23 protein-coding genes are annotated in these 20,628 nt (G+C 66.8%); 14 read left to right on the top strand and 9 right to left on the bottom strand.

Going from position 1 to position 20,628, the window contains the following annotated elements; all coding sequences use genetic code 11:
- The first annotated feature begins 2 nt into the window (after positions 1-2).
- A complete protein-coding gene (locus C8258_RS09205) occupies positions 3-956 on the top strand; it encodes a thioesterase family protein (protein WP_199195642.1) in 954 nt (317 codons plus the stop codon).
- 68 nt (positions 957-1,024) lie between these two features.
- On the opposite strand, the gene C8258_RS09210 is transcribed toward C8258_RS09205, so the two are convergent.
- A complete protein-coding gene (locus C8258_RS09210) occupies positions 1,025-2,107 on the bottom strand; it encodes an acyl-CoA dehydrogenase family protein (protein WP_106954785.1) in 1,083 nt (360 codons plus the stop codon).
- A gap of 22 nt (positions 2,108-2,129) precedes the next feature.
- Positions 2,130-3,311, bottom strand: a complete 1,182-nt coding sequence (locus C8258_RS09215; RefSeq protein WP_106954786.1) for an acyl-CoA dehydrogenase family protein — start codon at positions 3,309-3,311, stop codon at positions 2,130-2,132.
- A gap of 377 nt (positions 3,312-3,688) precedes the next feature.
- Here C8258_RS09215 and C8258_RS09220 point away from each other — a divergent pair, with 377 nt between their 5' ends.
- Positions 3,689-4,480, top strand: coding sequence for a hypothetical protein (locus C8258_RS09220; protein WP_106954787.1), 792 nt, complete (start codon positions 3,689-3,691; stop codon positions 4,478-4,480).
- Here C8258_RS09220 and C8258_RS09225 read toward each other — a convergent pair.
- Positions 4,432-5,436 (bottom strand): ACP S-malonyltransferase, encoded by a 1,005-nt coding sequence (locus C8258_RS09225; protein WP_106954788.1) that lies wholly within the window; start codon positions 5,434-5,436, stop codon positions 4,432-4,434. The genes C8258_RS09220 and C8258_RS09225 overlap by 49 nt on opposite strands.
- Complete coding sequence (locus tag C8258_RS09230) at positions 5,433-6,461, bottom strand: TylF/MycF/NovP-related O-methyltransferase (protein ID WP_106954789.1); 1,029 nt, start codon at positions 6,459-6,461, stop codon at positions 5,433-5,435. Before C8258_RS09230 ends, C8258_RS09225 begins: the two co-directional genes overlap by 4 nt.
- Before the next feature lie 264 nt (positions 6,462-6,725).
- Between C8258_RS09230 and C8258_RS09235 the strand changes: the two genes are divergently transcribed.
- The 5 genes from C8258_RS09235 (at position 6,726) to tsaA (ending at position 10,356) form a co-directional block, all read left to right on the top strand.
- A complete protein-coding gene (locus C8258_RS09235; RefSeq protein ID WP_106954790.1) occupies positions 6,726-7,154 on the top strand; it encodes a 3-hydroxyacyl-ACP dehydratase FabZ family protein in 429 nt (142 codons plus the stop codon).
- The gene (locus C8258_RS09240; RefSeq protein ID WP_106954791.1) at positions 7,151-7,642 is read left to right on the top strand and encodes a 3-hydroxyacyl-ACP dehydratase FabZ family protein; all 492 of its coding nucleotides are present in this window, start codon (positions 7,151-7,153) and stop codon (positions 7,640-7,642) included. Before C8258_RS09235 ends, C8258_RS09240 begins: the two co-directional genes overlap by 4 nt.
- Positions 7,643-7,682: 40 nt before the next feature.
- Positions 7,683-8,729: an acyl-CoA dehydrogenase family protein gene (locus C8258_RS09245; RefSeq protein ID WP_106954792.1), complete on the top strand. Its 1,047-nt coding sequence runs from the start codon at positions 7,683-7,685 to the stop codon at positions 8,727-8,729.
- Positions 8,714-9,874, top strand: a complete 1,161-nt coding sequence (locus C8258_RS09250) for an acyl-CoA dehydrogenase family protein (RefSeq protein WP_106954793.1) — start codon at positions 8,714-8,716, stop codon at positions 9,872-9,874. Before C8258_RS09245 ends, C8258_RS09250 begins: the two co-directional genes overlap by 16 nt.
- Positions 9,875-9,942: 68 nt before the next feature.
- Positions 9,943-10,356, top strand: a complete 414-nt coding sequence (tsaA, locus tag C8258_RS09255; protein WP_106954794.1) for a tRNA (N6-threonylcarbamoyladenosine(37)-N6)-methyltransferase TrmO — start codon at positions 9,943-9,945, stop codon at positions 10,354-10,356.
- Positions 10,357-10,407: 51 nt separating this feature from the next.
- On the opposite strand, the gene C8258_RS09260 is transcribed toward tsaA, so the two are convergent.
- Positions 10,408-11,769, bottom strand: a complete 1,362-nt coding sequence (locus C8258_RS09260) for an NAD(P)/FAD-dependent oxidoreductase (RefSeq protein ID WP_106954795.1) — start codon at positions 11,767-11,769, stop codon at positions 10,408-10,410.
- A 135-nt stretch (positions 11,770-11,904) separates the two neighbouring features.
- A complete protein-coding gene (locus C8258_RS09265) occupies positions 11,905-12,441 on the bottom strand; it encodes a TetR/AcrR family transcriptional regulator (RefSeq protein WP_233224965.1) in 537 nt (178 codons plus the stop codon).
- Here C8258_RS09265 and C8258_RS32845 point away from each other — a divergent pair.
- Positions 12,440-12,928: a TetR/AcrR family transcriptional regulator gene (locus C8258_RS32845; RefSeq protein ID WP_199195652.1), complete on the top strand. Its 489-nt coding sequence runs from the start codon at positions 12,440-12,442 to the stop codon at positions 12,926-12,928. The two genes, C8258_RS09265 and C8258_RS32845, sit on opposite strands and share 2 nt — an antisense overlap.
- 155 nt (positions 12,929-13,083) lie before the next feature.
- The gene (locus tag C8258_RS33620; protein ID WP_369801531.1) at positions 13,084-13,158 is read left to right on the top strand and encodes a 50S ribosomal protein bL37; all 75 of its coding nucleotides are present in this window, start codon (positions 13,084-13,086) and stop codon (positions 13,156-13,158) included.
- Between the two features lie 105 nt (positions 13,159-13,263).
- Here the strand turns inward: C8258_RS33620 and rsrA are convergent, their stop codons facing one another.
- Both rsrA and C8258_RS09280 read right to left on the bottom strand, forming a co-directional pair.
- Entirely contained in the window at positions 13,264-13,530 is a 267-nt protein-coding gene (gene rsrA, locus C8258_RS09275) for a mycothiol system anti-sigma-R factor (RefSeq protein WP_036504643.1), read from the bottom strand.
- Positions 13,531-13,574: 44 nt separating this feature from the next.
- Complete coding sequence (locus tag C8258_RS09280) at positions 13,575-14,207, bottom strand: sigma-70 family RNA polymerase sigma factor (RefSeq protein WP_051024905.1); 633 nt, start codon at positions 14,205-14,207, stop codon at positions 13,575-13,577.
- 464 nt (positions 14,208-14,671) lie between these two features.
- On the opposite strand from C8258_RS09280, the gene ybaK reads away from it, so the two are divergent.
- The 4 genes from ybaK (at position 14,672) to C8258_RS09300 (ending at position 17,980) form a co-directional block, all read left to right on the top strand.
- Entirely contained in the window at positions 14,672-15,160 is a 489-nt protein-coding gene (ybaK, locus tag C8258_RS09285; protein ID WP_063007287.1) for a Cys-tRNA(Pro) deacylase, read from the top strand.
- A gap of 142 nt (positions 15,161-15,302) precedes the next feature.
- Positions 15,303-15,803, top strand: a complete 501-nt coding sequence (locus C8258_RS09290) for a MarR family winged helix-turn-helix transcriptional regulator (protein WP_106954798.1) — start codon at positions 15,303-15,305, stop codon at positions 15,801-15,803.
- A complete protein-coding gene (locus C8258_RS09295) occupies positions 15,800-17,494 on the top strand; it encodes an MDR family MFS transporter (protein ID WP_369974732.1) in 1,695 nt (564 codons plus the stop codon). Before C8258_RS09290 ends, C8258_RS09295 begins: the two co-directional genes overlap by 4 nt.
- A 147-nt stretch (positions 17,495-17,641) precedes the next feature.
- A complete protein-coding gene (locus C8258_RS09300; protein WP_106954799.1) occupies positions 17,642-17,980 on the top strand; it encodes a hypothetical protein in 339 nt (112 codons plus the stop codon).
- Between the two features lie 27 nt (positions 17,981-18,007).
- On the opposite strand, the gene C8258_RS09305 is transcribed toward C8258_RS09300, so the two are convergent.
- Positions 18,008-18,859, bottom strand: a complete 852-nt coding sequence (locus C8258_RS09305; protein ID WP_106954800.1) for an SOS response-associated peptidase — start codon at positions 18,857-18,859, stop codon at positions 18,008-18,010.
- Between the two features lie 146 nt (positions 18,860-19,005).
- Here C8258_RS09305 and C8258_RS09310 point away from each other — a divergent pair, with 146 nt between their 5' ends.
- Positions 19,006-20,541 carry an aldehyde dehydrogenase family protein gene (locus tag C8258_RS09310; protein WP_106954801.1) on the top strand — a complete coding sequence of 512 codons (1,536 nt, stop codon included), beginning with the start codon at positions 19,006-19,008 and terminating at the stop codon, positions 20,539-20,541.
- The last annotated feature ends 87 nt before the right edge of the window (positions 20,542-20,628 follow it).

The following is a 20,628-nucleotide window of genomic DNA, read 5'->3' on the forward strand; positions in this document are numbered from 1 at the left end:
CGATGACCACATCGGTGACGCCGATTTCGGCACCGACTACCCGGGTCGAGCTGCGTCCACGATACGAGGGCGCGAATATCGGCCCGTGGATCGGCTTCAAACATGTGAACTATCTGATCGAAGAGGCACTCATCGATCATTTCCGGAGCATCGGTCACGATGTGCGCGCGTTGTATACCGACTGCGGACTGTGCTGGGAGATAGTCGATATCGACACACGCATCATTCACGTGTTCAACCTCGACGAGGCGGTGCGGTTGATCGTGCGACCGCGCCCGGCGCACACGGAGGGGGAGCTCGCCTACGAGGTCGCCGTCGTCGGCGACCGTGACGGAGCGGAGATCAAGGTGGCCCGCTCCCGGGTATCCGTTGCGTTGCGCCGTGATTCGCGCTGGTCCACGCCGTACGCGGCGGCCGCGCCGGAACTGGCGAGTGCGATTGTTCCCCAGATCCGGCGCGCGGCACCGGACACGGGCTTCGGCGCTCCGCCGGGGGTGGACCGGCCTACGGATGCGACGCGACTGCTCGAGGGGCGCGACGGGTTCGCGTGGACTTTCCGAATCCCGTACTTCTACTGCCATTTCACCGAACGCCTGCAGATGTCCGGATATCTGCGGGTCATGGAGGACGCCGTCGACCGGTTCCTGGCCGACCGCGGAGTGTCGATCCGCATGCTCCTCGACGATCGGCAGCTGATCCCCGTGGTGCCGCGGTCGCGAATCACCATGCTCGCGGAGGCCTATATGGAAGAGGACCTGCAGGTCGTCCTGGTGGTCGAGGACGTGTTCAAGAACCTGACCTTCACGTTGGGGATGGAATGCTTCGTGCAGCGTGGGGCGGACCTGGTCCCCGTCGCCTCCGGTGCGATTACGCACGGATATGCGCGACTCGAAGATCGTGCACGTTGGGGACTCAGCGACCTCGACGATCGGCTGTGCCGGGCGCTCGGACGATAGCCCTCGGTCGTCGCGCCGAATGATCGGCGGCGCGGGTGCTTCCATCCCGTGCCGCCGATCCGGAACTTCTACAGCCGGGCAGTCGACGACAACGCGTCGGCCAGAAGCAGCAATTGCTCCGTGGCCGCGCCGAACAGGAATTCACTGCGCTTCGCGGCGAGGAAATACCGGTGCACGTCGTAGTCCAGGAAGATGCCGATACTCGCGTGCACGTGCACCATGGTGTGCGCCACCCGGTGGCCGGCCTCTGCTGCCCAGAACTTCGCGGTGGCGATCTCGGCATCGGCCGGGAGTCCCTCGGTCTCCCGCCAGACCGCCTGCCACAGTGTCAGTCGCACGGCTTCGACATCGATGTACGCATCCGCCAGGCGTTGCCGGACGGCCTGGAAGGAGCCGATCGGCTTGCCGAATTGCTCTCGGGTCACAGCGTATTCACCGGTCAGCTCCACGGCTCGCGCCAGCACGCCCAGTTGCAGCGCGCAGGTGGCGATGGTCGCGCGGCGACGTGCCCAGTCGGAGGCACCGTCTCCCGGCGCCCCGAGCACGGCGCCGGCATCGACGTCGACGCCGTCCATTTCGATCAGGGCCGCGTCGGTGCCGTCGACGACGTGCTGGCCGGTGATGCGCATACCGGCCGTGTCGCGGCCGATCACGAGGAGCAGCGGCCCTCGATCGGTGTCGGCTTCGATCAGGAAGGCGTCGGCGAAGGCGCCCGAGGGAACGGTGGTGTGGACGCCGGTGATCTGCCAGCCGGTGGCTGTGGGCTCGGCCCGGAATCGGTTGTCCTCGTCGGCGAGTGCGATCGCCAGCGTCGCGGTTCCGGCGGCGACCGGTGCGACCCAGCGGTGCTGCTGTCGCTCGTCGCCGAAGGTCGCGATCGCGGAGGCGGCGACGGCGACACTGGTGAGATACGGGATCGGGACCACGGCCCGGCCGATTTCGGTGAGTACGGCACACTGTTCGCTCAGGCCGAAACCGCCGCCGATCGGGGCCGGCAGCGCGGCCTCGAGTATTCCCGCGTCGGCGGCCGCCGTCCACAGCGCCCGGTCCAAGCCGGTGCCGTCCGGGGTGTTCTTCGCCGCCCACTCGGTGAACAGGGTGCGCGCCAAGCCCGCGAGGTCGTTGTGCTCTTCGGTGAAACTGAAGTCCATGACGGGATTCCTTGATCAGAGTTCAGCGGGTGACGGGCAATCCGAGAGCGGCTTTGGCGATGATGTCGCGCTGAACCTCGTTGGTGCCGCCACCGAAGGTGAGAATCAACGACGAACGGTGGAAACGTTCGATCCGCCCGCGCAGCACGGCCCCCGCGGAGTCGCTGCGCACGACCGCCGACGTGCCCAGAACCTCCATCAGTAATCGGTAGGCCTGCGTGGCGAATTCGGTGCCGAACACCTTGGTGGCGGAGGCGTCCGCGGGCCCGAGTTCGCCGGAGTCGGCCGCCCAGGCGATTCGCCAGTTACGCAACTTCAGGTACTCGATGTGGGCGTGCACCCGTGCCAGATGCATTCGAACCCATTCGGATTCGATGACGCGCCTGCCGTCGGCCCGCGTGGTGCGTTCGGCCCAGCCCCATACCTGGCGCAGCGATTCCTGCAGGGGCGCGGCGGACGTCAGTGCCACCCGCTCGTGGTTGAGTTGATTCGTGATCAGTGACCAACCGGCATTCGGTTCACCGACGACGCTGGTCGCCGGGACTCGTACATCGGAGTAGTAGGTCGCGCTGGTGCCGGGGCCGGCCATGGTGTGAATCTTGGTCCACGAGAACCCTTCTGCCGTGGTGGGCACGATCAGGATCGACAGCCCTCGATGCTTGCTCGCCTGCGGGTCGGTCCGTGCCGCCAGCCAGATGTAATCGGCGTATTCGATGAGACTGGTCCACGCCTTCTCGCCGTTGACGATGTAGTGGTCGCCGTCGCGCACGGCGCGGGTGCGCAGCGATGCGAGATCGGTGCCGGCCTCGGGTTCGGAGTAGCCGATGGAGAAATGCAGCTCGCCGCGCGCGATCCGGGGCAGGAAGTACGACTTCTGCTCGGGCGTACCGAATCTCATGATGGTGGGGCCGACGGTGTTCACGGTGAGGAACGGGAACGGCACCCCCGCCGCCGCGGCTTCGTCGTTGAAGATGAGCTGCTCCATCGCGGGGCGATTGCGGCCGCCGAACTCCTCGGGCCATCCGAGTGTCAGCCAGCCCTCGCGACCGAGGGAACGAACGACCTCCTTGTACGCTTCGGGGGCCCCGTATTCCCCGCCCGGACCGTCCAGCGCCGTGCGAATTTCCGGTGTCATCAGGTCGGCGAAATACGTGCGCAGATGTTTCCGCAGTCGTTGTTGTTCTTCGGTGAAATCGATTCTCATCCGCACTCCTCGCTTCGCTGTCGGTTGATACCAAAACTAGAACACGTTACTGATCAATATGAAGCGTCGGAGTCAGCAGGAAAATGTCTGCGGAATGGCAACAAGATGTCACATGGGCAGGCAATTTCGAGGTAATCGAGATTTTCGACGAAGACGATTCCCGGCCGGCAGCCGACGGTCCACAACCGGGGATATCCTGAAGTGAAACAGGTTCATCCAGAATTTCGGTGTCGGCGCGAGGCGCGGAGGCGGCGCGGGCGCCCGCGGTCGGTAACCGAACTTCCACTGAACCTGTTGTGCGACAATGCGTTTGATCGTGTGACCAGTAGCGGCAGCGCCGGCGCGAGAGCACGGGAAGTTCGAAGGGGAGGCAGAGGGTGAACTACGACGTGGCGGGGTCCTCACGATCCGAGCCGAGGCATGTCGACGGCGGCGAGGGGATCGTCGAACTGCTGGCGAAGTCGCGGCAGTTGATCGACCGCGCGATGGACGAATGCCGGGACGACCGTGCGGGAGGCCAGGACATCGTCCGGGTTCGGCCCGGGGAGGGCTGGGAGCAGGAGTTGCAGCGGCTGCTCCAGCAGTCCCGCAAGGAGGCGATGCTGGTGGTGTCCAGCCCACTGCGTATCCAGCCGCACTATCAGTCCAGCCGGACGGTCGTCGAGGAACTCCTCGCGGCGGGACGCCTGGTCCGCTTGCTGTACTCGTGCCACTACGTGGAGACACGAAGTCCGGACATGCTGCTGCGCCACCCCCAGGTGCACGCACAGACCAGGGTCGTCGACGCCGACTTCTACAACATGATCATCATCGACAAGCAGGTCGCCGCCATCTGGGGCGGACTCGGCGAACAACGGCCCCACGGTTTCGTGGTCCGCGAACCCGCGCTTCTGCGGGTGATCCACCAGTTGGCGAGCATTCTGTGGGATTCGGCATCGGATCTCTCGGTCTACCTCGAACTGCGATCGAACGAATTCGACGAGACGGCCCTGGCCGTGCTGCGCGCACTCAACCAGGGCCTCAAGGACGAGGTCGCCGCCCGGCAATTGTCGGTGTCGCTGCGGACCTACCGACGATACGTCGCCGACATCATGATGCGCCTCGGCGTCACCACCCGCTTTCAGATCGGTGTGCGCGCAGCGGAACTCGGATTGCTGGACTCGCCGTAACGGTCCGCGCGATCGGCCGGCCCGGCGGAAGCCGGCCGGCCGCCGCGGACGATGGTCGGTGATGCGTCGATCCCCGGCAGCGTCGCGCGGACGATTCCCGTCAATGCGTCGCGCGCTCCACATTCGATGAAGGTACGCACGCCTCGATCACCGAGGTACCGCAACCCGCCGGTGAAACGCACCGGCAGTACCAGATGACGCGCGAGAATCTCCGCGAAGTCGTCGTCGTCGGTGTAGAACCGCTGCATGATCGGCGAGTAGACCGGCCGCAGGCAACGCCCGGTGGTAGCGAGTTCGGCGCGTAGACGTCGCGTGAATTCCTCCGCGACCGGCTCGAGCAGCGGACTGTGGAACGGATAGGGCGAGGAGATCCGCGCCGCCGCCACGCCATTCGCGCGCGCCGTCCGTTCGGCCGTTCGCAGGGCCTCGGCTGGGCCGGCGAGGACGGTTTGACGCGGGCCGTTCTCGACGGCGACGACAAGTTCCGCGACCTCGATGCTGTCGACCAGGGCCTGGGCGCCGCGCGGCTCGGTGCGCAGGACCAGCATGCCGCCCGACCCCGCCGCGGCGCGCAGGCACCGCGATCGGATATGGACGATCCGGGCGCCCTGGCCGACGGTGAACACGCCGGCCGCCACCAGTGCGGCTATCTCGCCGAGACTGTGCCCGACCAGCGCATCCGGCCGCAACCGGGTGGAAACCACGATGCGATATGCGGCCACGGCGGTGCCGAACAGGGCCAGCTGCAGCACATCCGGATCGTCGGCGAGGAGATCGTTCAGGCTGGGCGGGTCCCCGCCCAACAGGATCGGAGCCGTCGCCACGCCACCGATGGCCGCGATCCCGTCATCGATGTCCCGGAAGGTCCGCCCGATCTGTGGCCACCGCTCGGCCCAGTCCAGAAAGGTGTCCTCCAGATACGCGCCCTGTCCGGGGAATACGCACGCGCTTCTCATATCGCCGGACGAGACGCGGCGGTGGTCTTCACACAGACCCGGCCTTGGGTATCGATGCGATGCAGCAGTACCGGCTCGTTCAGTTTCGCGAAGTATTCGTCGACCGCTCGCGTGGCGCCGCTGTATTTCCCGTAGTCGTCGATGATCAGCACACCGCCGACCGACAGCAGCGGATACAGATGTTCGAGTTCGTGACGCGTCGAATCGTAGAGGTCGGTATCCAGTCGCAGAATCGCGATACTGCCGGGCGCATGTTCCGGAATCGTCTCCTGTACCAAGCCGGCCACGCAGCGAATCCGCTCGCGCGGATATCCGGTTCCGGCGACCGTGCCGAGCACCGACTCCTCGTCGGCGCCCTCGTCCTGCACACTGTCGGTGACGCTGGCAAGCAGGTCTTTCAACTTCGTCGCCCCGGACGGCAATTCCAGCTGATCCAGATCCGTCGGCTCGTCCCAGGTCCAGGTGAAGGTGTCGTAGAGCCAGATCGTGCGGCCCAGATCCTTCGCCGCGACCAGAGTGGCTGCCGCGATCGCGGCGCTACCTCCGCGCCATACACCGCATTCGACCACATCGCCGGGAATGCCCGCCTCGGTGACGTATCGGGTCGCGAGGCGCAACGCGTAACTCATGGCCACCGACGTCTGTGTGGTGTGCTGCACGCTTTCGTACAGATCGATGAAGTCCGGATCGAGATGTCTGATATCCGGGAACGTCCCCAGCGCGCGGGGCACCTCCATAGCGGCCACCCGCAGAGACGGATCGGCGGCGCGCGGATCATCGCTTTCACACAGCAGTCCGGCGGCGACGAGATGGTCGATCGCCGCACCGACGGCCTCGCCCGCATCGTTCACACCGAGTTCGGCGACGACGTCCTGGTCGCGGGCGGGCCGGGAGAACCGGGACAACACGTCGACTGTCGCGGGCGTCACCTCACGCAAATCGAGCGGACTGTCGCTGTGCCCCAATCGGACTCCGTCGATTCCCCATGCGAGGAACGTTCCGGGCCTGGTCTGGTAGGTCGTCATGGCTTCTCCCGTCGTCACCGCGGCCGGCCCCAACCGGCCACGAGCAGCGCACCACCGCGCCGATCCGAGATCTACCGGCGAGCGTGGGCGGAATTCGGTCACTCGCAGGAAGCTGTCGCACCGCGACGAGAGGCGGCGCGGGCCGCTGGCCGGTAGCTGCCACGCGAGGCCGAGACGACGCGTCGGGCGCTTACATTCGGCTCGCGCCGATACCCGTTCATCCGACGGTATCGCTCGAGCTCAACCCTCAGGAGGCGGGAGAACATGCCTGTTCTCGACCACGTGCACCATGACGTGCCGGCCGCGAGTCCGGTTCGCGCATCGATAGATTGGCTGCAGCACACCGACCCTCAGGAATTCCGTGCATCGTGGACGGTCCCCGCCGACGAGGCGATCTTTCGTGGGCATTATCCTGGATTTCTGATCTTTCCCGGGGTATGCCTCGTCGAGTCGGTACATCGGGTCGCAGCGATACACGCTGCGGCACACAGCAATTCGATACTGCTGACCGGGATCGAACACACGCGCTTCCTGCATCCCGTATTTCCCGGCGACCGCATCGTCGTGGCGGGGCGCACGATTGCGGTCGGTGCCGAGCTGCGGTGTACGGCCACCATCGCCGCGCGCGGCGGAGACGAGGAACCGGAATTGGCGGCCCGGATCCGCCTGCGCTACCGGAGGTCCGCGCGATGAGCGCCGCCGTGGGCGCCCCCGATCGCGGGAATGTGCTGGGCCCCGAACAGATCATGAGGCTGCTTCCCCATCGGCCACCGGCATTGCTGCTCGACAGAATCGTCGAATTGGTACCGGGCGAGCGGGTGACCGGCATCAAGGCGATCACGGTCGAGGCCGTGTGGTACGAAGGTGTCGACGGATCCGACTACTCGTACCCGAGTTCCCTGCTGGTGGAGTCGTTCGGCCAGGCCGCAGCGGTACTGCTGGCCGAGGCGTGGCGTCCCGCACAGGGCATCGGGGACGATGTGCCGATACTCGGCGGCGTGACCGGTGTGCATTTCGACAAAGCCGTCGTCCCCGGTGACGTTGTGTACCACCACGTACGAATCGACCGAGTCATCGGCGACAACGCGATCATCAGCGGACACAGCACCGTTGGTGACAGCACGGTGATGCGGATCGAACAGGTGATCCTGGCACTGCGCCCGCGGCGAGCGATCACCTGATGCGCGGCCGAGCACGTTCGTTCTCCCGAGAAGGCTGGTAATGGATTTCGGATTCGATGACACACAGCTCGCCGTGGACGAGGCGGTCCGTGGGGTGCTTTCGCGGGAACCGGCCGACGCGACCGCATGGCAGTTGCTGCGCGACGCCGGACTCCACGCTCTGGGATTTCCGGAGGAATTCGGCGGTGCGGGACTCGGCGCGGTCGAGGTGGGGATCGTGGCGCGGGCGTTGGGTGAGGCCGCGCTCGCGACACCACTGCTGGGGACAAGTATCTCCGGGCTGGTGGCGTCGCGGGCACCGGGCGCGGTGGTCGGCGACTGGTGTGCCGGCGCACTCGCCGGCCATGTGACGGCCGTCAGCCCGGGGAGTGCGGGCGGGGCGGAACTGCCCGCTCCGACGACCCCCGGTACGAAAGAGCCCGCGATTTCCGGCCGGTTCGCCGCCGCGCCCCAGGCCGAGGACGCCCGATGGCTGGTCGCGCCCACCACTGCGGGGCCCGTCCTGGTGGACCTCGACGAGCGGAACTCGACCGCGACGGTGGTGGAAACGTCGCTCGGCACAGAGCAATCCGATACCCTCGCCGATCTGCGAATTGATCTCACCGATGCGCGGTGCGCCGTCCTGTGGCCGGAGTCCGCGCACGGGCCGGACCTCTATGCCGACCTGTATCGCGCGGTCATCCTTTCCTATGCGAGCGGGTTGCTCAGTGGCGCAATGAAACTCACCGCCGCACACCTCGGCGCGAGAACTCAGTTCGGGCGCCCGCTGGCGACATTCCAGGCGGTATCGCAGGAGATCGCCGATATCTACGTGTTGGCCACGGCACTGGAATCGGTGTCGTTGTTCTGCAACTGGACTATCGACAATGGTGATCGGCCCAGCACCGAACTGGACGCGGCATTCTTTCTGTTCGCCGGTGAGGGTCGGGCGGCGATGCAGATGTGTCATCACCTGCACGGCGGCCTGGGAGTCGACATCACCTATCCGATGCACCGGTTCTTCTCGCTGGCCAAGGATGTGGTCCGGCATTGTGGCGGCGAGCGGCACAATCTCAGGAGGCTGGGTACTCGATGTTCATCGCTCTGACACCGCAGCAGCAGGCGCTGCAACGTGAAATCCGTGCGTATTTCCGCTCTCTCGTGAGCGACGAGGACGCACGCGCACTTCTGGACGATCGGCACGGACCCGTCGCGCAGCGGATCGTGCGCCGGCTCGGCGCCGACGGCTGGCTCGGTGTGGGATGGCCGGAGAAGTTCGGGGGCAGAGGTTTCGGCGCTCTCGAACAGCAGATCTTCGAATCCGAAGCGGTGCGGGCGAGTATCCCGCTCTCGTCGGTCACGCTGCAGACGGTGGGTCCCACCCTGTTGCGGTACGGCACCGAGGAACAGAAGCAGCGGTTTCTCCCCGGAATTCTGCGCGGTGACATCGAATTCGCGATCGGCTACACCGAGCCGGACGCCGGGACCGACCTCTTCTCCCTGACGACCACGGCGAAGAAGCAGCCCGACGGTTCCTACCTCGTGAACGGCCAGAAGACGTACACAACCGGTGGGCACACCGCCGACTACATCTGGCTGGCGGCCCGGACCGGTACGCGGGAGTCGCGACATCGCGGCCTGTCGATCCTGATCGTCGACACCACGGACCCGGGATTCAGCTGCACTCCGATCATTTCGCTGGACGGGGCGCACCACACCAATGCCACCTACTTCCATGACGTCCGGGTGCCCGCATCGATGTTGGTGGGCGAGGAGAACAACGGTGTCGAATACCTGATTTCCCAGCTCAATCACGAGCGCGTGATGCTCAGCCCGTCGGGCCGGATCGCCGCCGTGTACGACCTGGTGTATCGCTGGGCCGCCACGGCGGGACACCTCGAGCGAGACGACGTGCGCGAAGGACTCGGTGAGATCCTCGCGGTGCTGCGGGTCAACGACATCATGAACTGGCGGGTGGTAGCGTCCACCGGCCCGGACGGACCCAGTCAGGCGGATGCCTCGGCGTCCAAGGTGTTCCACACCATCCGGGTACAACGCGTCGCCCGCATCGCGGAGGACATCGTCTACGCGTGGGGAGATCCCGCGGACCCCGTCACGGCCCGAACACTGAAGGCGCTGGACGTGCATGCCAAGCGGAACGTCGTGATCACCTTCGGCGGGGGCGTGAACGAGGTGATGCGCGACATGGTTTCCGAGGTCGGCCTGGGTCTGCCGAAAGTCGCTCGCAGGTAAGGGCGTGCCCGTCGGCGGAAAGGCGCGATCACCCAGCAGGATTCGGCGGGCGGTTTCACACTGGTGCGGTGACCGACTACCTGCTGCGCCCGATCGGAACCGTCGAATCCGAGCTCACGGACCGCGCTACCGCACCGCGCCAGGCCGACGAGGGCGCCCCACCTGCCTGGGTGGTGCTCGACGACCGTTACGCCGAAGCGCTGGAAGGCCTAGCGCCGGGTATGGACCTGGTGCTGCTGACCTGGCTCGATCGCGCCGACCGGGACACTCTGGCGGTCCATCCCCGGGGCGACACGAGCAGACCGCTCAGCGGTGTCTTCAGCACGCGCGCACCACACCGACCCAACCCGATCGGGCTGCACGAGGTCCGGATCCTGTCCATCGCCGGCACCCGGATCCGCGTCGCCCACCTGGAAGCCTTCGACGGAACTCCGGTTCTCGACATCAAACCCGTTCTGACCGCATCCGCGGCAAACCGGTGAGATGAGGTCGTCCGCCGCGATCGCCGGCAGGTTCCCGGCGAGGCGCCGCGGTCAGTCGTTGTCGCAGAGCGCTTTCAAGGTGCGCGGGACTTCTTCGGCCGGCAGATAGCATCCGGTCTGCTCGAAACCACCGATGGTGTGGGTGGTGTAGTCGCCGTAGCCGATGCGCAGGAAATCGTCGCCGCTGAGGCCGTGCACGGTCCAGTCGAAGGCCACCCGAGCGCGGGCGACCAGCGTGCGCAGGGCCATCAGATGATAGCCGCGCGTGACGAATTGTGCTGGGATACCACGCAATCCGATCTTCAGCGGGCGCGCCACCGCATCGGCGCCGCCGAGGTCGACCACCATGCCGAGGTCCTGATGCCGGTACGGCGTGGGCCGTCCACCACGCAGCGCGGCCACCAGATTCCTACCGAGGTGGCGGCCCTGACGCATGGCGTGCTGCGCGGTGGGAGCGCACAGCGTGCCCGCATCGGCGGTCAGGTCGGGAACCGCCGCCGCATCACCACAGGCCCACACACCGGTGAGTCCCGGCACGGTGAAGTCGGCCTCGGCGACGATGCGGCCCTTCGTCGTCGCCGCGCCCAGATGTCCGGCGAGGGGGCTGGGGACGACACCCGCGGTCCACAACACCGTCCGCGTCGGGATGAAGCGGCCGTTGGTGAGCTGAACACCATGGGCGGTAACCTCTTTCGCCGACGCGCCGGTGATCAGTTCGATGCCGCGGTCGGCCAGATTCCGCTTGGCCTGTTCCCCGAGTCGCTGTCCGAGTTCGGGCATGATCCGGTCGCCGTGCGTGACCAGATGCCAGCGCACCATGCCGGATTCGAGCTTCGGGAAATACCGGCGCGCGGCGGCCCGGGTGACCTTGTTGAGTACGGCCGCGGTCTCGGTGCCGGCGTATCCGGCGCCGATGGTGACGAAGTTCAGGCGCTCCCGGTCTTCCTCCTCACCGCCGCGCACCGCCGCGATGTCCAACTGCTGCAGGACGTGGTCACGCAGGAACATGGCCTCGGCGAGCGTCTTCATCCCGAATCCGTACTCGTCCAGTCCGGGCACGTCGAGGACGCGGGTGATGCTGCCCGGAACGAGCACCAGATGGTCGTAGTCGAGGGCCCTTTCGGTGCCGGCGGATCCGCGCACCACGACCTGCCGGGTATCCGGATGCACCCCGATCGCCATGCCCGGAACCACCTCGGTGCGGCGCAGCACCCGTCGCAGCGACACCGTGATCGACCGCGGATTCAGCACACCCGAGGCGACCTGCGGCAGCAGCGGCAGATAGAGCAGCCCCGCATCCGGTGTGACGAGTTGGATGAACGCTTCCTCGGCACCGAGATGACGTTCCAGGTAACGGGCACATTCGACGCCGGAGAAACCACCGCCGATGATCACGATCTTCGCGGGACTCACGAATTCACTCTACTGATCGCACAGAAGACGCAGGTCCGAGTTCATCGGCCGGGCCGAGGCCGTGGTCGTGACGGCGAAAGTCGAATCGGCTCAACACATCACCGGCGACAATCGATCGCCGGGGCGGTTCGCTCGCTACGCCGTGGCGTCCGGGACCGGGCGGGCCGGGGGCTGCGGCGCCAGCTGAACACCGGCCAGACCGGTCCAGCACAGGCTGGCGGTCGTGGCGACGGCCTCGTGTTTGGGCAGGGGTTTGCCGGTCGCGACCCAGTCCCGCGCACACGACTGGGCGATCGCGACCAACTCGGCCGTGATCAGCCAGCCGTGTTCGGCGCGCGGCAGCGGATGCGGCGCCAGCGCCCGGGCGAGCGTCTCGATACAGATGGTGGCGGCCTGGTGCGCGATGCGCTGTGCCGACGGTTCGTCGGCCACGGCGGCGCCGGCCAGCAGGGCGGCACTGCGTGGCCGGATATCGGCGAAGTCGAACACCGCCGCTACCGAGGCCTCCACGATCGATCGCATGCCCTCGGCGGGTTCGAGTGCGGCGGTGAGCGTCTCCTCCAGTTCCTGCATCGCCTCGTGCAGCACGGCCAGATACAGTTCCAGCTTGCTCGAGAACGACTTGTACAGGACGGGCTTGCTGATCCCGGCCCGGCAGGCGATCTCCTCCATGCCCGCGGCCCGATACCCGCACGCGGCGAACAAACCCGCCGCCGCGGCCAGGATCACCCGCCGGCGTTGCTGCCTGGCCTGCGTCATCTGTCTGTCCACCACCTGGCACCTCCTGCGCCCACGGTACCGACGCCCCGGTTCGGCACAACCGCGACCCGCACTGCGCGCTCGCAGCCGAGGCTTCACCGAAGCCTTCACGGCCACCTTTCCGCACGCGCTGGATTTCACCACCGAACGCGAATACGCACTGAAAGCCGTTGCCACGCTGGCACATCGAGCGAAGGAAGCCGGCCGGCTCCGGCCCGACTTCGTCGTCGACGACCTGATCCTCATGCTCCTGGCCAACCGAGGCATTCACATCGGCTCGCCGGCCGCCCGGGTCGCCGCGTCGCGCCGCTTCGCCGCCTTCGTGATCCGAGCCTTCGCCACCACCGCCGATACCGCGCCACTTCCCCCCGTCGCGCGCGTAGCGCCCGCGATCATCTGACGCGCGCCGATACCAGCGGTGGCGCGGGTCACTGCTTTCCGGTCGCTCACCGGCCGATTGCCGGGCGGGCGGGCGGCGCATGTAACCTTTCCTCCCAGGAACTCGCACCTGAGGCGGGTTCACCCCAGCCTGGTGTGGTGAGAAGGGAGATACCGATGGGTAAGCGTGGGCGTAAGAAGCGCAGCCGCCGTAAGAATGCGGCCAACCACGGCAAGCGGCCCAACTCCTGAGCCGTCGCGCCGTGCGCCCCGGGACCGCCCAGCGGACTCGGTGCACTGCTGAAAACGACAATGCGGCACGCCATCTTGGATGGCGTGCCGCATTCGTTCGTGCGGTCAGGACTCGCGTTCGACCCGGGTTTCGGTGATGGTGATCGACCGCCGGATGTCGAGAGTGAGCCGCTCGCGCAGGGATTCGGGGGCACGATCCCCACCGCATTTGCGACTCAGCAGGCGCTTGAGCTTCTCTTCCAGACCGTATGCCTCGATACACGGCGAGCAATGGTCCATGTGGTGCTGCAATCGCGCCCGCGTGGCCTCGTCGCATTCGCCGTCGAGAATCAGCCAGACGTCGGTGAGTACCGCCGAACAGTCCAGTTCCATCTCGTCCCCGGCACCCCGATCGTCGTGCTCGTGCCCACTCGTGCTCACTGGGTTACCTCCTGACGCGCCCCGTTGCCCGTTCGGTTCCGGTCGAACCCCCGCTCGTGCGCGACATCGGCCAACAGCCCCTTGAGCTGTTTGCGCCCGCGGTGCAGCCGCGACATGACGGTGCCGATCGGGGTCCCCATGATGTCGGCAATCTCCTTATAGGGGAAGCCCTCCACATCGGCGTAGTACACCGCCATCCGGAATTCCTCCGGCAGCGACTGCAGTGCCGCCTTGATGTCGTCGTCGGGCAGCGCCTCCAGCGCCTCCATCTCCGCCGAGCGCAGACCGGTGGAGGTGTGCTCGGCCGTGGCGGCGAGCTGCCAGTCGGTGATCTCGTCGGTGGGATACTGCGCGGGCTGGCGCTGCTTCTTGCGATAGGAGTTGATGTAGGTGTTGGTGAGGATCCGGTACAGCCAGGCCCGCAGGTTGGTGCCCTCCCGGAAGGACCGGAAGCCCTGGTATGCCTTGGCGAAGGTCTCCTGCACCAGATCCTCGGCGTCGGCCGGGTTGCGGGTCATCCGCAGGGCCGCACCGTAGAGCTGATCCAGCAGCGGCAGCGCGTCACGCTCGAAACGCCGCGCGAGTTCGGCCTCGTCGGCCGTGGAGCGCACGGTCGAATCGCCGTCGATCTCCGCGTCCTCGGCGTCGCGAGCCTCGGCATCCTCGGACGCCGTGTCGTCGTCCACCGGGTCGTCGGGGATCTCGATATCCTCCGGCCGGGAACCGCCCGCGGTGTCACCGCGGGGGCGATCGGCCGCCAGTTCGTCGTCGCTCGTCACGGAAGTCCCTTCGGTCGCCGTAGCATCTGAATCTACCGCGCGCGAGGGCCGCCGATCGAACCCGGTATCCGGGACGATGATGTCGATCAGCGGGTACGACAGCGAGTCGCCGGTCGTTACCGGGCGTTCGTCGACGAGGACGGTCACCGGCATCTCCTTCGAACTTTTCCGATCTCGAGCGGCTGCGAAGGCAGCTGCGCTGTGCTGGCGGAACAGTGCAACATGCACGACCCCGACTGTGTTCCCGCCGGACGGGTCACACCCGGCGCACATGCGATTGCCGGGTGTGAACCGGCGCCGCTAGGGTGACCGGCATGGCCGCATCGACACCCGCGATCCGGGCGCTGACCCAGGCGAAGGTGCCCCATGTGGTGCATTCCTATCCGCACGATCCGCGCAGCGAGTCCTATGGCGACGAGGCCGTCACCGCTCTGTCGGAGCGGGTGGGTGTGACGGCCGCTCAGATCTTCAAGACGCTGGTCATCGAACTGTCGACCGGCACGCCCGCGGTCGCGGTGCTCCCGGTTCCGCAGTCGCTGTCGCTGAAGGCGGCGGCCGCCGCGCTGGGCGCGCCCAAGGCGGCCATGGCCGACAAGGCGAAGGCTCAGCGCATCACCGGTTACGTCCTGGGCGGTGTGTCGCCGCTCGGACAGAAGCGCGCACTGCCCACCGTGCTGGACGAATCCGCCCTGAGCTGGGATCGCATCCTCTTCAGCGCCGGCAAGCGCGGGCTCGAGATCGAACTCGCCCCCGCCGAGCTGATCCGGCTGACCGGCGCGGTCACAGCGCCCGTCGTCGCCTGATTTCTCGCAGCCCGAGAGATCCGACCACGCAGATCGGAAATATTTGCATGTAACAACTAGTTGGTGTATACAAATAGTTGATTGATACAAGTAGTTTTCGGCCGGTACGCGGTCGAGCGGGCGACAGCGGGAGGTCCGATATATGGACAGCGAGCAGGTGATCGATCAGATCGCCCAGCAGCTGATTCGTCTGGGGCGGATCCGGGAGCGGACGAACGCCCAGGTGGCGGCGACCTCGCACGGCGAAGTCGACCTCTCGGCCTACCGCATCATCTTCCGGCTGCTGTGTGACGGCCCGATGCGCTCCGGCGCGCTGGCCGAAGCCATGTACTCCGACGCTTCCACGATCAGCCGCCAGGTGGCGGCCCTGGTCAAGCGGGGCCTGTTGCGCCGCGAGGCCGATCCCAGCGACGGCCGCGCCAGCGTCCTGATCGTCACCGACGCCGGCAAGGAGATGGCCGCCCAGCTGCGCGCGCGGCGCAACGAGATGATCGGCCGCATCCTGACCGACTGGAACGACCCCGACCGCGAGCAGTTCGCGGTCCTGCTGCACCGCTTCGTCGACGACTACGAATCCGCGCGACCGACGATACTCACCCTCCCCTCCCCCACGGAAGGCCCTGCGACGGAGAAGAATTCGTGACCACGACCACCACCCCGGCCGCAGCCGGCACCACCCCGAACGCCGCCGGCTTCACCCACCGGCAGGTGCTGGTGATCATGAGCGGCCTGATCCTCGGCATGCTGCTGGCCTCACTGGACCAGACCATCGTGTCCACGGCCATCCGCACCATTTCCGACGACCTCAGTGGCTATTCGCTGCAGGCGTGGGTCACCACCGCGTACCTCATCACCGCCACCCTCAGCACGCCGCTGTACGGGAAATTGTCGGACATGTTCGGGCGCAAGCCCTTCTATCTGGCGGCGATCGCCATTTTCGTCGCCGGATCGCTGCTGTGCACCATGGCGCAGTCGATGTACGAACTGGCCGCCTTCCGCGCATTCCAGGGGCTGGGTGCGGGTGGGCTGATGTCGCTGGCGCTGACCATCATGGGCGATATCGTCTCGCCGCGTGAGCGCGCCCGCTATCAGGGCTACTTCCTGGCCGTCTTCGGCACCTCGAGCGTCGTGGGGCCCGTGCTGGGCGGCCTGTTCGCCGGTCAGCCTGCCATTCTGGGCATCGACGGCTGGCGCTGGGTGTTCCTGGTCAACGTCCCGATCGGACTGCTCGCCTTCGCCGTGGTCACCAAGGTCCTGCAGCTACCGCGGCGCCCGCATCCCGGTGTGCGGATCGACTGGTGGGGCGTGCTGATGCTGGCGGTCGGCATCGTCCCGCTGCTGGTCGTGGCCGAGCAGGGCCGGGAATGGGGCTGGGGCAGCCCGGACGCCATCGCCTGCTATCTGATCGGCGTGGTCGGCGTTCTCGGCTTCGTCGCGGTCGAGGCGAAACTCGGCGATCTGGCCCTGATTCCGCTGCGGATGTTCAAGAATTCGACCTTCGCTCTGGGCGTGGTCATTTCGTTCGTGGTGGGCGCCGGCATGTTCGGCGGGATCTCCCTGCTGCCGCAGTATCTGCAGGTGGTGCGCGGATCGAGTCCGACGGTCGCGGGACTTCAGATGCTGCCCATGGTGCTCGGCATGATGACGGCCTCGGTCATCGCGGGCCAGACCATCTCCCGCACCGGCCGCTACCGCATCTTCCCGCTGATCGGCGCCGGCCTGCTGACGCTCGGACTGTTCCTGCTGCATCTGATCGGCGCCGACAGCCCGCTGTGGCTGGTGATGATCTTCATGGCGATCATCGGATTCGGCCTCGGCAACCTCATGCAGCCGCTCACGCTGGCATTGCAGAACGCATTGCCGCCGAAGGATATGGGCGTGTCCACCGCCGCGGCCACCTTCTTCCGGCAGATCGGCGGCACCTTGGGCGTGGCGGTCTTCCTGTCCATCCTGTTCGCACAGCTGACACCGCATATCAGCGACGAATTACACAGTGCGGCAACCCAACCTGCCTACCAGCAGGCGGTGATCGACGGTGCGCACAGCAGCAATCCGGCCGATGCGGCGCTGTCGAAAGGACTACTGTCCCACGATGTTTCGGCAGCGGGCCAGGTGATGAGCGACAGTTCGGTGATCCAGCAGTTGAATCCGACGCTGGCCCGCCCGTTCCAGGTCGGTTTCGCCGATTCGATGGATACCGTCTTCCTGGCCGTCACCGCCATCGCCGGGATCGCGCTGCTGCTGGTCGTGTTCTGGAAGGAAGTGCCGCTACGCACGGCGGGTGGGCTGCAGGCGAGTGCGGAGACGGATCCGGCGGCGACTCCGCAAGGGTGATCCGGCGCGGGCGGCAACACTCCGCCGGACACGCTGCGCCACACCCGCGATTCCCGCCAATTACCCGAAGCTCACCTGTCTCTGTGCGTTACTGGTCGAGCAGTTCGTTCTCCCCCGATTCGTTCCGAACCGAGGATGTGATGCGAAATGATTCATCGTCCGCGCGTACGTAGCCTGCTCGCCGCGACCGCCGGCGCCGCACTGCTCGCCCTGGGATCCGGTCTGTTGACGGCAGCGCCCGCCGGCGCTGCTCCGAGCGCGCCGGTCCCCGTCCACGATCCGAACTATCCGCTCGGCGGCGACGCCGAACATCCGGGCACACCGGAGCAGGATCCACAGGCGGAGAAGGCCGAGAAGCTGGGTGGCCACGCCACCACCGACATCATCGAACTGGCCACCGACACCACCACGAAGATCGTCGAGATGGGCGCCGACGTCCTGAAATGTGGGCTGAATATCGCGATGCCATCCGTGAAATGTGACTAGCGGCAAGCGAACAGCGCCGGGCCGGGTTCAGATCAGGCTGATCTGCCCGGCCTGTTCGCTGCCCGCGCCCGGCACCGGATCCAGCAGCTGCGGACCGTTGTTGCGCACCGAATTCACCAGTGGCGAGACCGGCCGCGCGACGATCGACGAAATCACCTGCGGCTTCGGGGTTTCCAGTAGTTCGTGCGGCGCCGGGTGGTCGGGGTCGAGCCAGGCGTCCCAGTGTTCGCGCGGCATCATCAGCGGCATCCGATCGTGGATGCGGGTCAGATCGCCCACCGCATCGGTGGTGAGGATCGTGCAGGACATCAGCGGGGCCATATCCCGCTGCGCCGGATCCCGCCACACCGACCACAGGCCGGCCATGTACAACCGGTTCCCCTCCGTATCCGACATGTAGTACGGCTGCTTCACGGCCTTGCCGGACCCGGTGGGGTGCGGTTCGGTGAGCCACTCGTACCAACCGTCCATCGGAACCAGACAGCGGCGCTTCTTCACCGAATCCCGGAACGAGGGTGCGGTGGCGGCACGGTCGGCGCGGGCATTGAACAGCGGCTTGCCCTTGGCCGGAACCCCCGGTTCGGCGGCCTTGGTCCATACCGGGATCAGACCCCACCGCATGCGGCGAATCCGCAGGGCGGGGTCGTCGTCGGGGTGGTCGTGGTCGTGGCGGCGGACGACCGTGAGGATCTGATTCGTCGGGGCGACGTTGTAGTTGGCGCCGTCTCCGGATCTACCGCCCTTGTCACCATCACCGCCGGGCGCCGCTTTTCCTCGGGCGGAATCGCCACTCGGCGCCCCGTCGGCGGTCTCGTCGAGGGCGTCGAGTTCGACCGCCAGCCGGGCGGGATTCGCCGTGGTCGCATATCTGCCGCACATATCTCCATGCTGCCATCGCGGACCGACAGAATCCGTAGGCTCGGCCTTACCCGCACAACGAGACGAATCCAACTGAAGGCGATTGACATCACATCGCGAATGTGAGAACTTTTTGCCACCACTCTCTCATTAGGGGTCGCCGCACCATGTCCACCACCGAGTCCACCGCCACCACCGCGTCGGCGCAGGCAGCCGAATCCGCTCGGCCCACCGAGCTCTCCTCACTCAATCCGGCCACGGGCGAGGTCATCGCCACGCACCCCATCGCCGACGACGAGGCGGTGCGCGCGGCCGTCGCCAAGGCCCGCGCGGCCGCCGCGACCTGGGGCGGCCTCAGCTTCGCCGATCGCAAGCGAGCGCTGCTGCGCTGGTCCAGCCGCCTCGTCGCCCGTGCCGACGAATTCTGCGATCTCATCCACGCCGAGAACGGCAAACCGCGCGACGACGCGTACCTGGAATTGATGCTGGCCCTCGAACACATCGCCTGGGCCGCCAAGAACGCCGAGAAGGTCCTCAAACCGAAGAAGGTCTCACCCGGTGCCCTGATGTCGAATTTCGCGGCGTCGATCGAACAGCGGCCGCTGGGCGTGGTCGGGGTGATCGGCCCGTGGAACTACCCCGTCTACACCCCCAACGGCTCGCTCGCCTACGCGCTGGCCGCCGGCAACACCGTGGTGTTCAAGCCGAGCGAATACTCCACCGCGATCGGCAACTTCGTCGGCCAGGCCTTCGTGGACGCCAACCCCGACCTGCCCGAGGGCGTTTTCGTCACGATCAACGGCTTCGGCGCGACCGGTGCCGCGCTGGTGCGCGCCGGGGTCGACAAGATCGCCTTCACCGGCTCCACCGCGACCGGTAAGAAGATCATGGCCGCCGCGGCCGAAACACTGACTCCGGTGCTGCTGGAATGCGGCGGCAAGGACGCGGTGATCGTCGCCGCCGATGCCGATATCGCGGCGGCAGCCGACGCCGTGGCCTACGGCGCGACCATGAACAGCGGCCAGACCTGCGCCGGCGTCGAACGTGTGTACGTCGACAAGTCGATTCGCGAGCCGTTCCTGGCCGAGGTGAAGAAGATCCTGTCGAACGTGCACGCCGGGTCCGACGACAAGGCCTCCTACGGTCCGATGACCATGCCCTCGCAGGTCGACATCGTGCGCCGGCACATCGAATCGGCTCTGGCCAACGGCGGCACCGCGGTGCTGGGCGGCCCGGAATCGGTGCACGCGCCGTATATCGAGCCGGTGGTGCTGGTCGATGTCGACGAAAGCTCGGACGCCGTCTGCGAGGAAACCTTCGGCCCGACCGTCACCATCCGCACCGTCGAGAACATCGACGAGGCGGTCGACCTGGCGAACAACTCGAAGTACGGCCTGGGTTCGGCGGTCTACTCGCGCAAGCACGGGCTCGCGATCGCCCGCCGCCTGCGCGCCGGTGCGACCTCGGTCAACTCGGTGCTCGGCTTCGCCGCCATCGCGTCGCTGCCCTTCGGCGGCGTCGGCGACTCCGGTATCGGCCGTATCCACGGTGCGCCCGGTCTGCTGGAGTTCACCAGCCCGCATTCGATCGCGGTGCAGCGCTTCGCCATTCCGGGTATGGCGCTGCTGAGCTATAAGCGCACCGACAGCACGATGAAGCTGCTGCGCAAGGTGGTTCCGCTGCTGCACGGCCGCAACAAGTAGAAGCCTCTCGATCGGGCCCGCACCCAATGGTGCGGGCCCTTTCGCGTGCCGAAAACGGCTGTGGCTACCGGCGAGATCCCACATGAG

Origin of the sequence: Nocardia sp. MDA0666 (assembly GCF_003023875.1) — a bacterium.
GTDB lineage: Bacteria > Actinomycetota > Actinomycetes > Mycobacteriales > Mycobacteriaceae > Nocardia > Nocardia aobensis.

Excerpts from the sequence above, each read along its gene's own strand:
- C8258_RS09300 (WP_106954799.1), top strand. The coding sequence starts at position 17,642 with ATGATTCATCGTCCGCGCGTACGTAGCCTGCTCGCCGCGACCGCCGGC.
- C8258_RS09235 (WP_106954790.1), top strand. The coding sequence starts at position 6,726 with ATGCCTGTTCTCGACCACGTGCACCATGACGTGCCGGCCGCGAGTCCG.
- C8258_RS09225 (WP_106954788.1), bottom strand. The coding sequence starts at position 5,436 with ATGAGAAGCGCGTGCGTATTCCCCGGACAGGGCGCGTATCTGGAGGAC.
- C8258_RS09210 (WP_106954785.1), bottom strand. The coding sequence starts at position 2,107 with ATGGACTTCAGTTTCACCGAAGAGCACAACGACCTCGCGGGCTTGGCG.
- C8258_RS32845 (WP_199195652.1), top strand. The coding sequence starts at position 12,440 with ATGCCCGCGGCCCGATACCCGCACGCGGCGAACAAACCCGCCGCCGCG.
- C8258_RS09245 (WP_106954792.1), top strand. The coding sequence starts at position 7,683 with ATGGATTTCGGATTCGATGACACACAGCTCGCCGTGGACGAGGCGGTC.
- C8258_RS09265 (WP_233224965.1), bottom strand. The coding sequence starts at position 12,441 with ATGGAGGAGATCGCCTGCCGGGCCGGGATCAGCAAGCCCGTCCTGTAC.
- C8258_RS09305 (WP_106954800.1), bottom strand. The coding sequence starts at position 18,859 with ATGTGCGGCAGATATGCGACCACGGCGAATCCCGCCCGGCTGGCGGTC.
- rsrA (WP_036504643.1), bottom strand. The coding sequence starts at position 13,530 with ATGGAACTGGACTGTTCGGCGGTACTCACCGACGTCTGGCTGATTCTC.
- ybaK (WP_063007287.1), top strand. The coding sequence starts at position 14,672 with ATGGCCGCATCGACACCCGCGATCCGGGCGCTGACCCAGGCGAAGGTG.
- C8258_RS09215 (WP_106954786.1), bottom strand. The coding sequence starts at position 3,311 with ATGAGAATCGATTTCACCGAAGAACAACAACGACTGCGGAAACATCTG.
- C8258_RS09240 (WP_106954791.1), top strand. The coding sequence starts at position 7,151 with ATGAGCGCCGCCGTGGGCGCCCCCGATCGCGGGAATGTGCTGGGCCCC.
- C8258_RS09250 (WP_106954793.1), top strand. The coding sequence starts at position 8,714 with ATGTTCATCGCTCTGACACCGCAGCAGCAGGCGCTGCAACGTGAAATC.
- C8258_RS09230 (WP_106954789.1), bottom strand. The coding sequence starts at position 6,461 with ATGACGACCTACCAGACCAGGCCCGGAACGTTCCTCGCATGGGGAATC.
- C8258_RS09290 (WP_106954798.1), top strand. The coding sequence starts at position 15,303 with ATGGACAGCGAGCAGGTGATCGATCAGATCGCCCAGCAGCTGATTCGT.
- C8258_RS09205 (WP_199195642.1), top strand. The coding sequence starts at position 3 with ATGACCACATCGGTGACGCCGATTTCGGCACCGACTACCCGGGTCGAG.
- C8258_RS09310 (WP_106954801.1), top strand. The coding sequence starts at position 19,006 with ATGTCCACCACCGAGTCCACCGCCACCACCGCGTCGGCGCAGGCAGCC.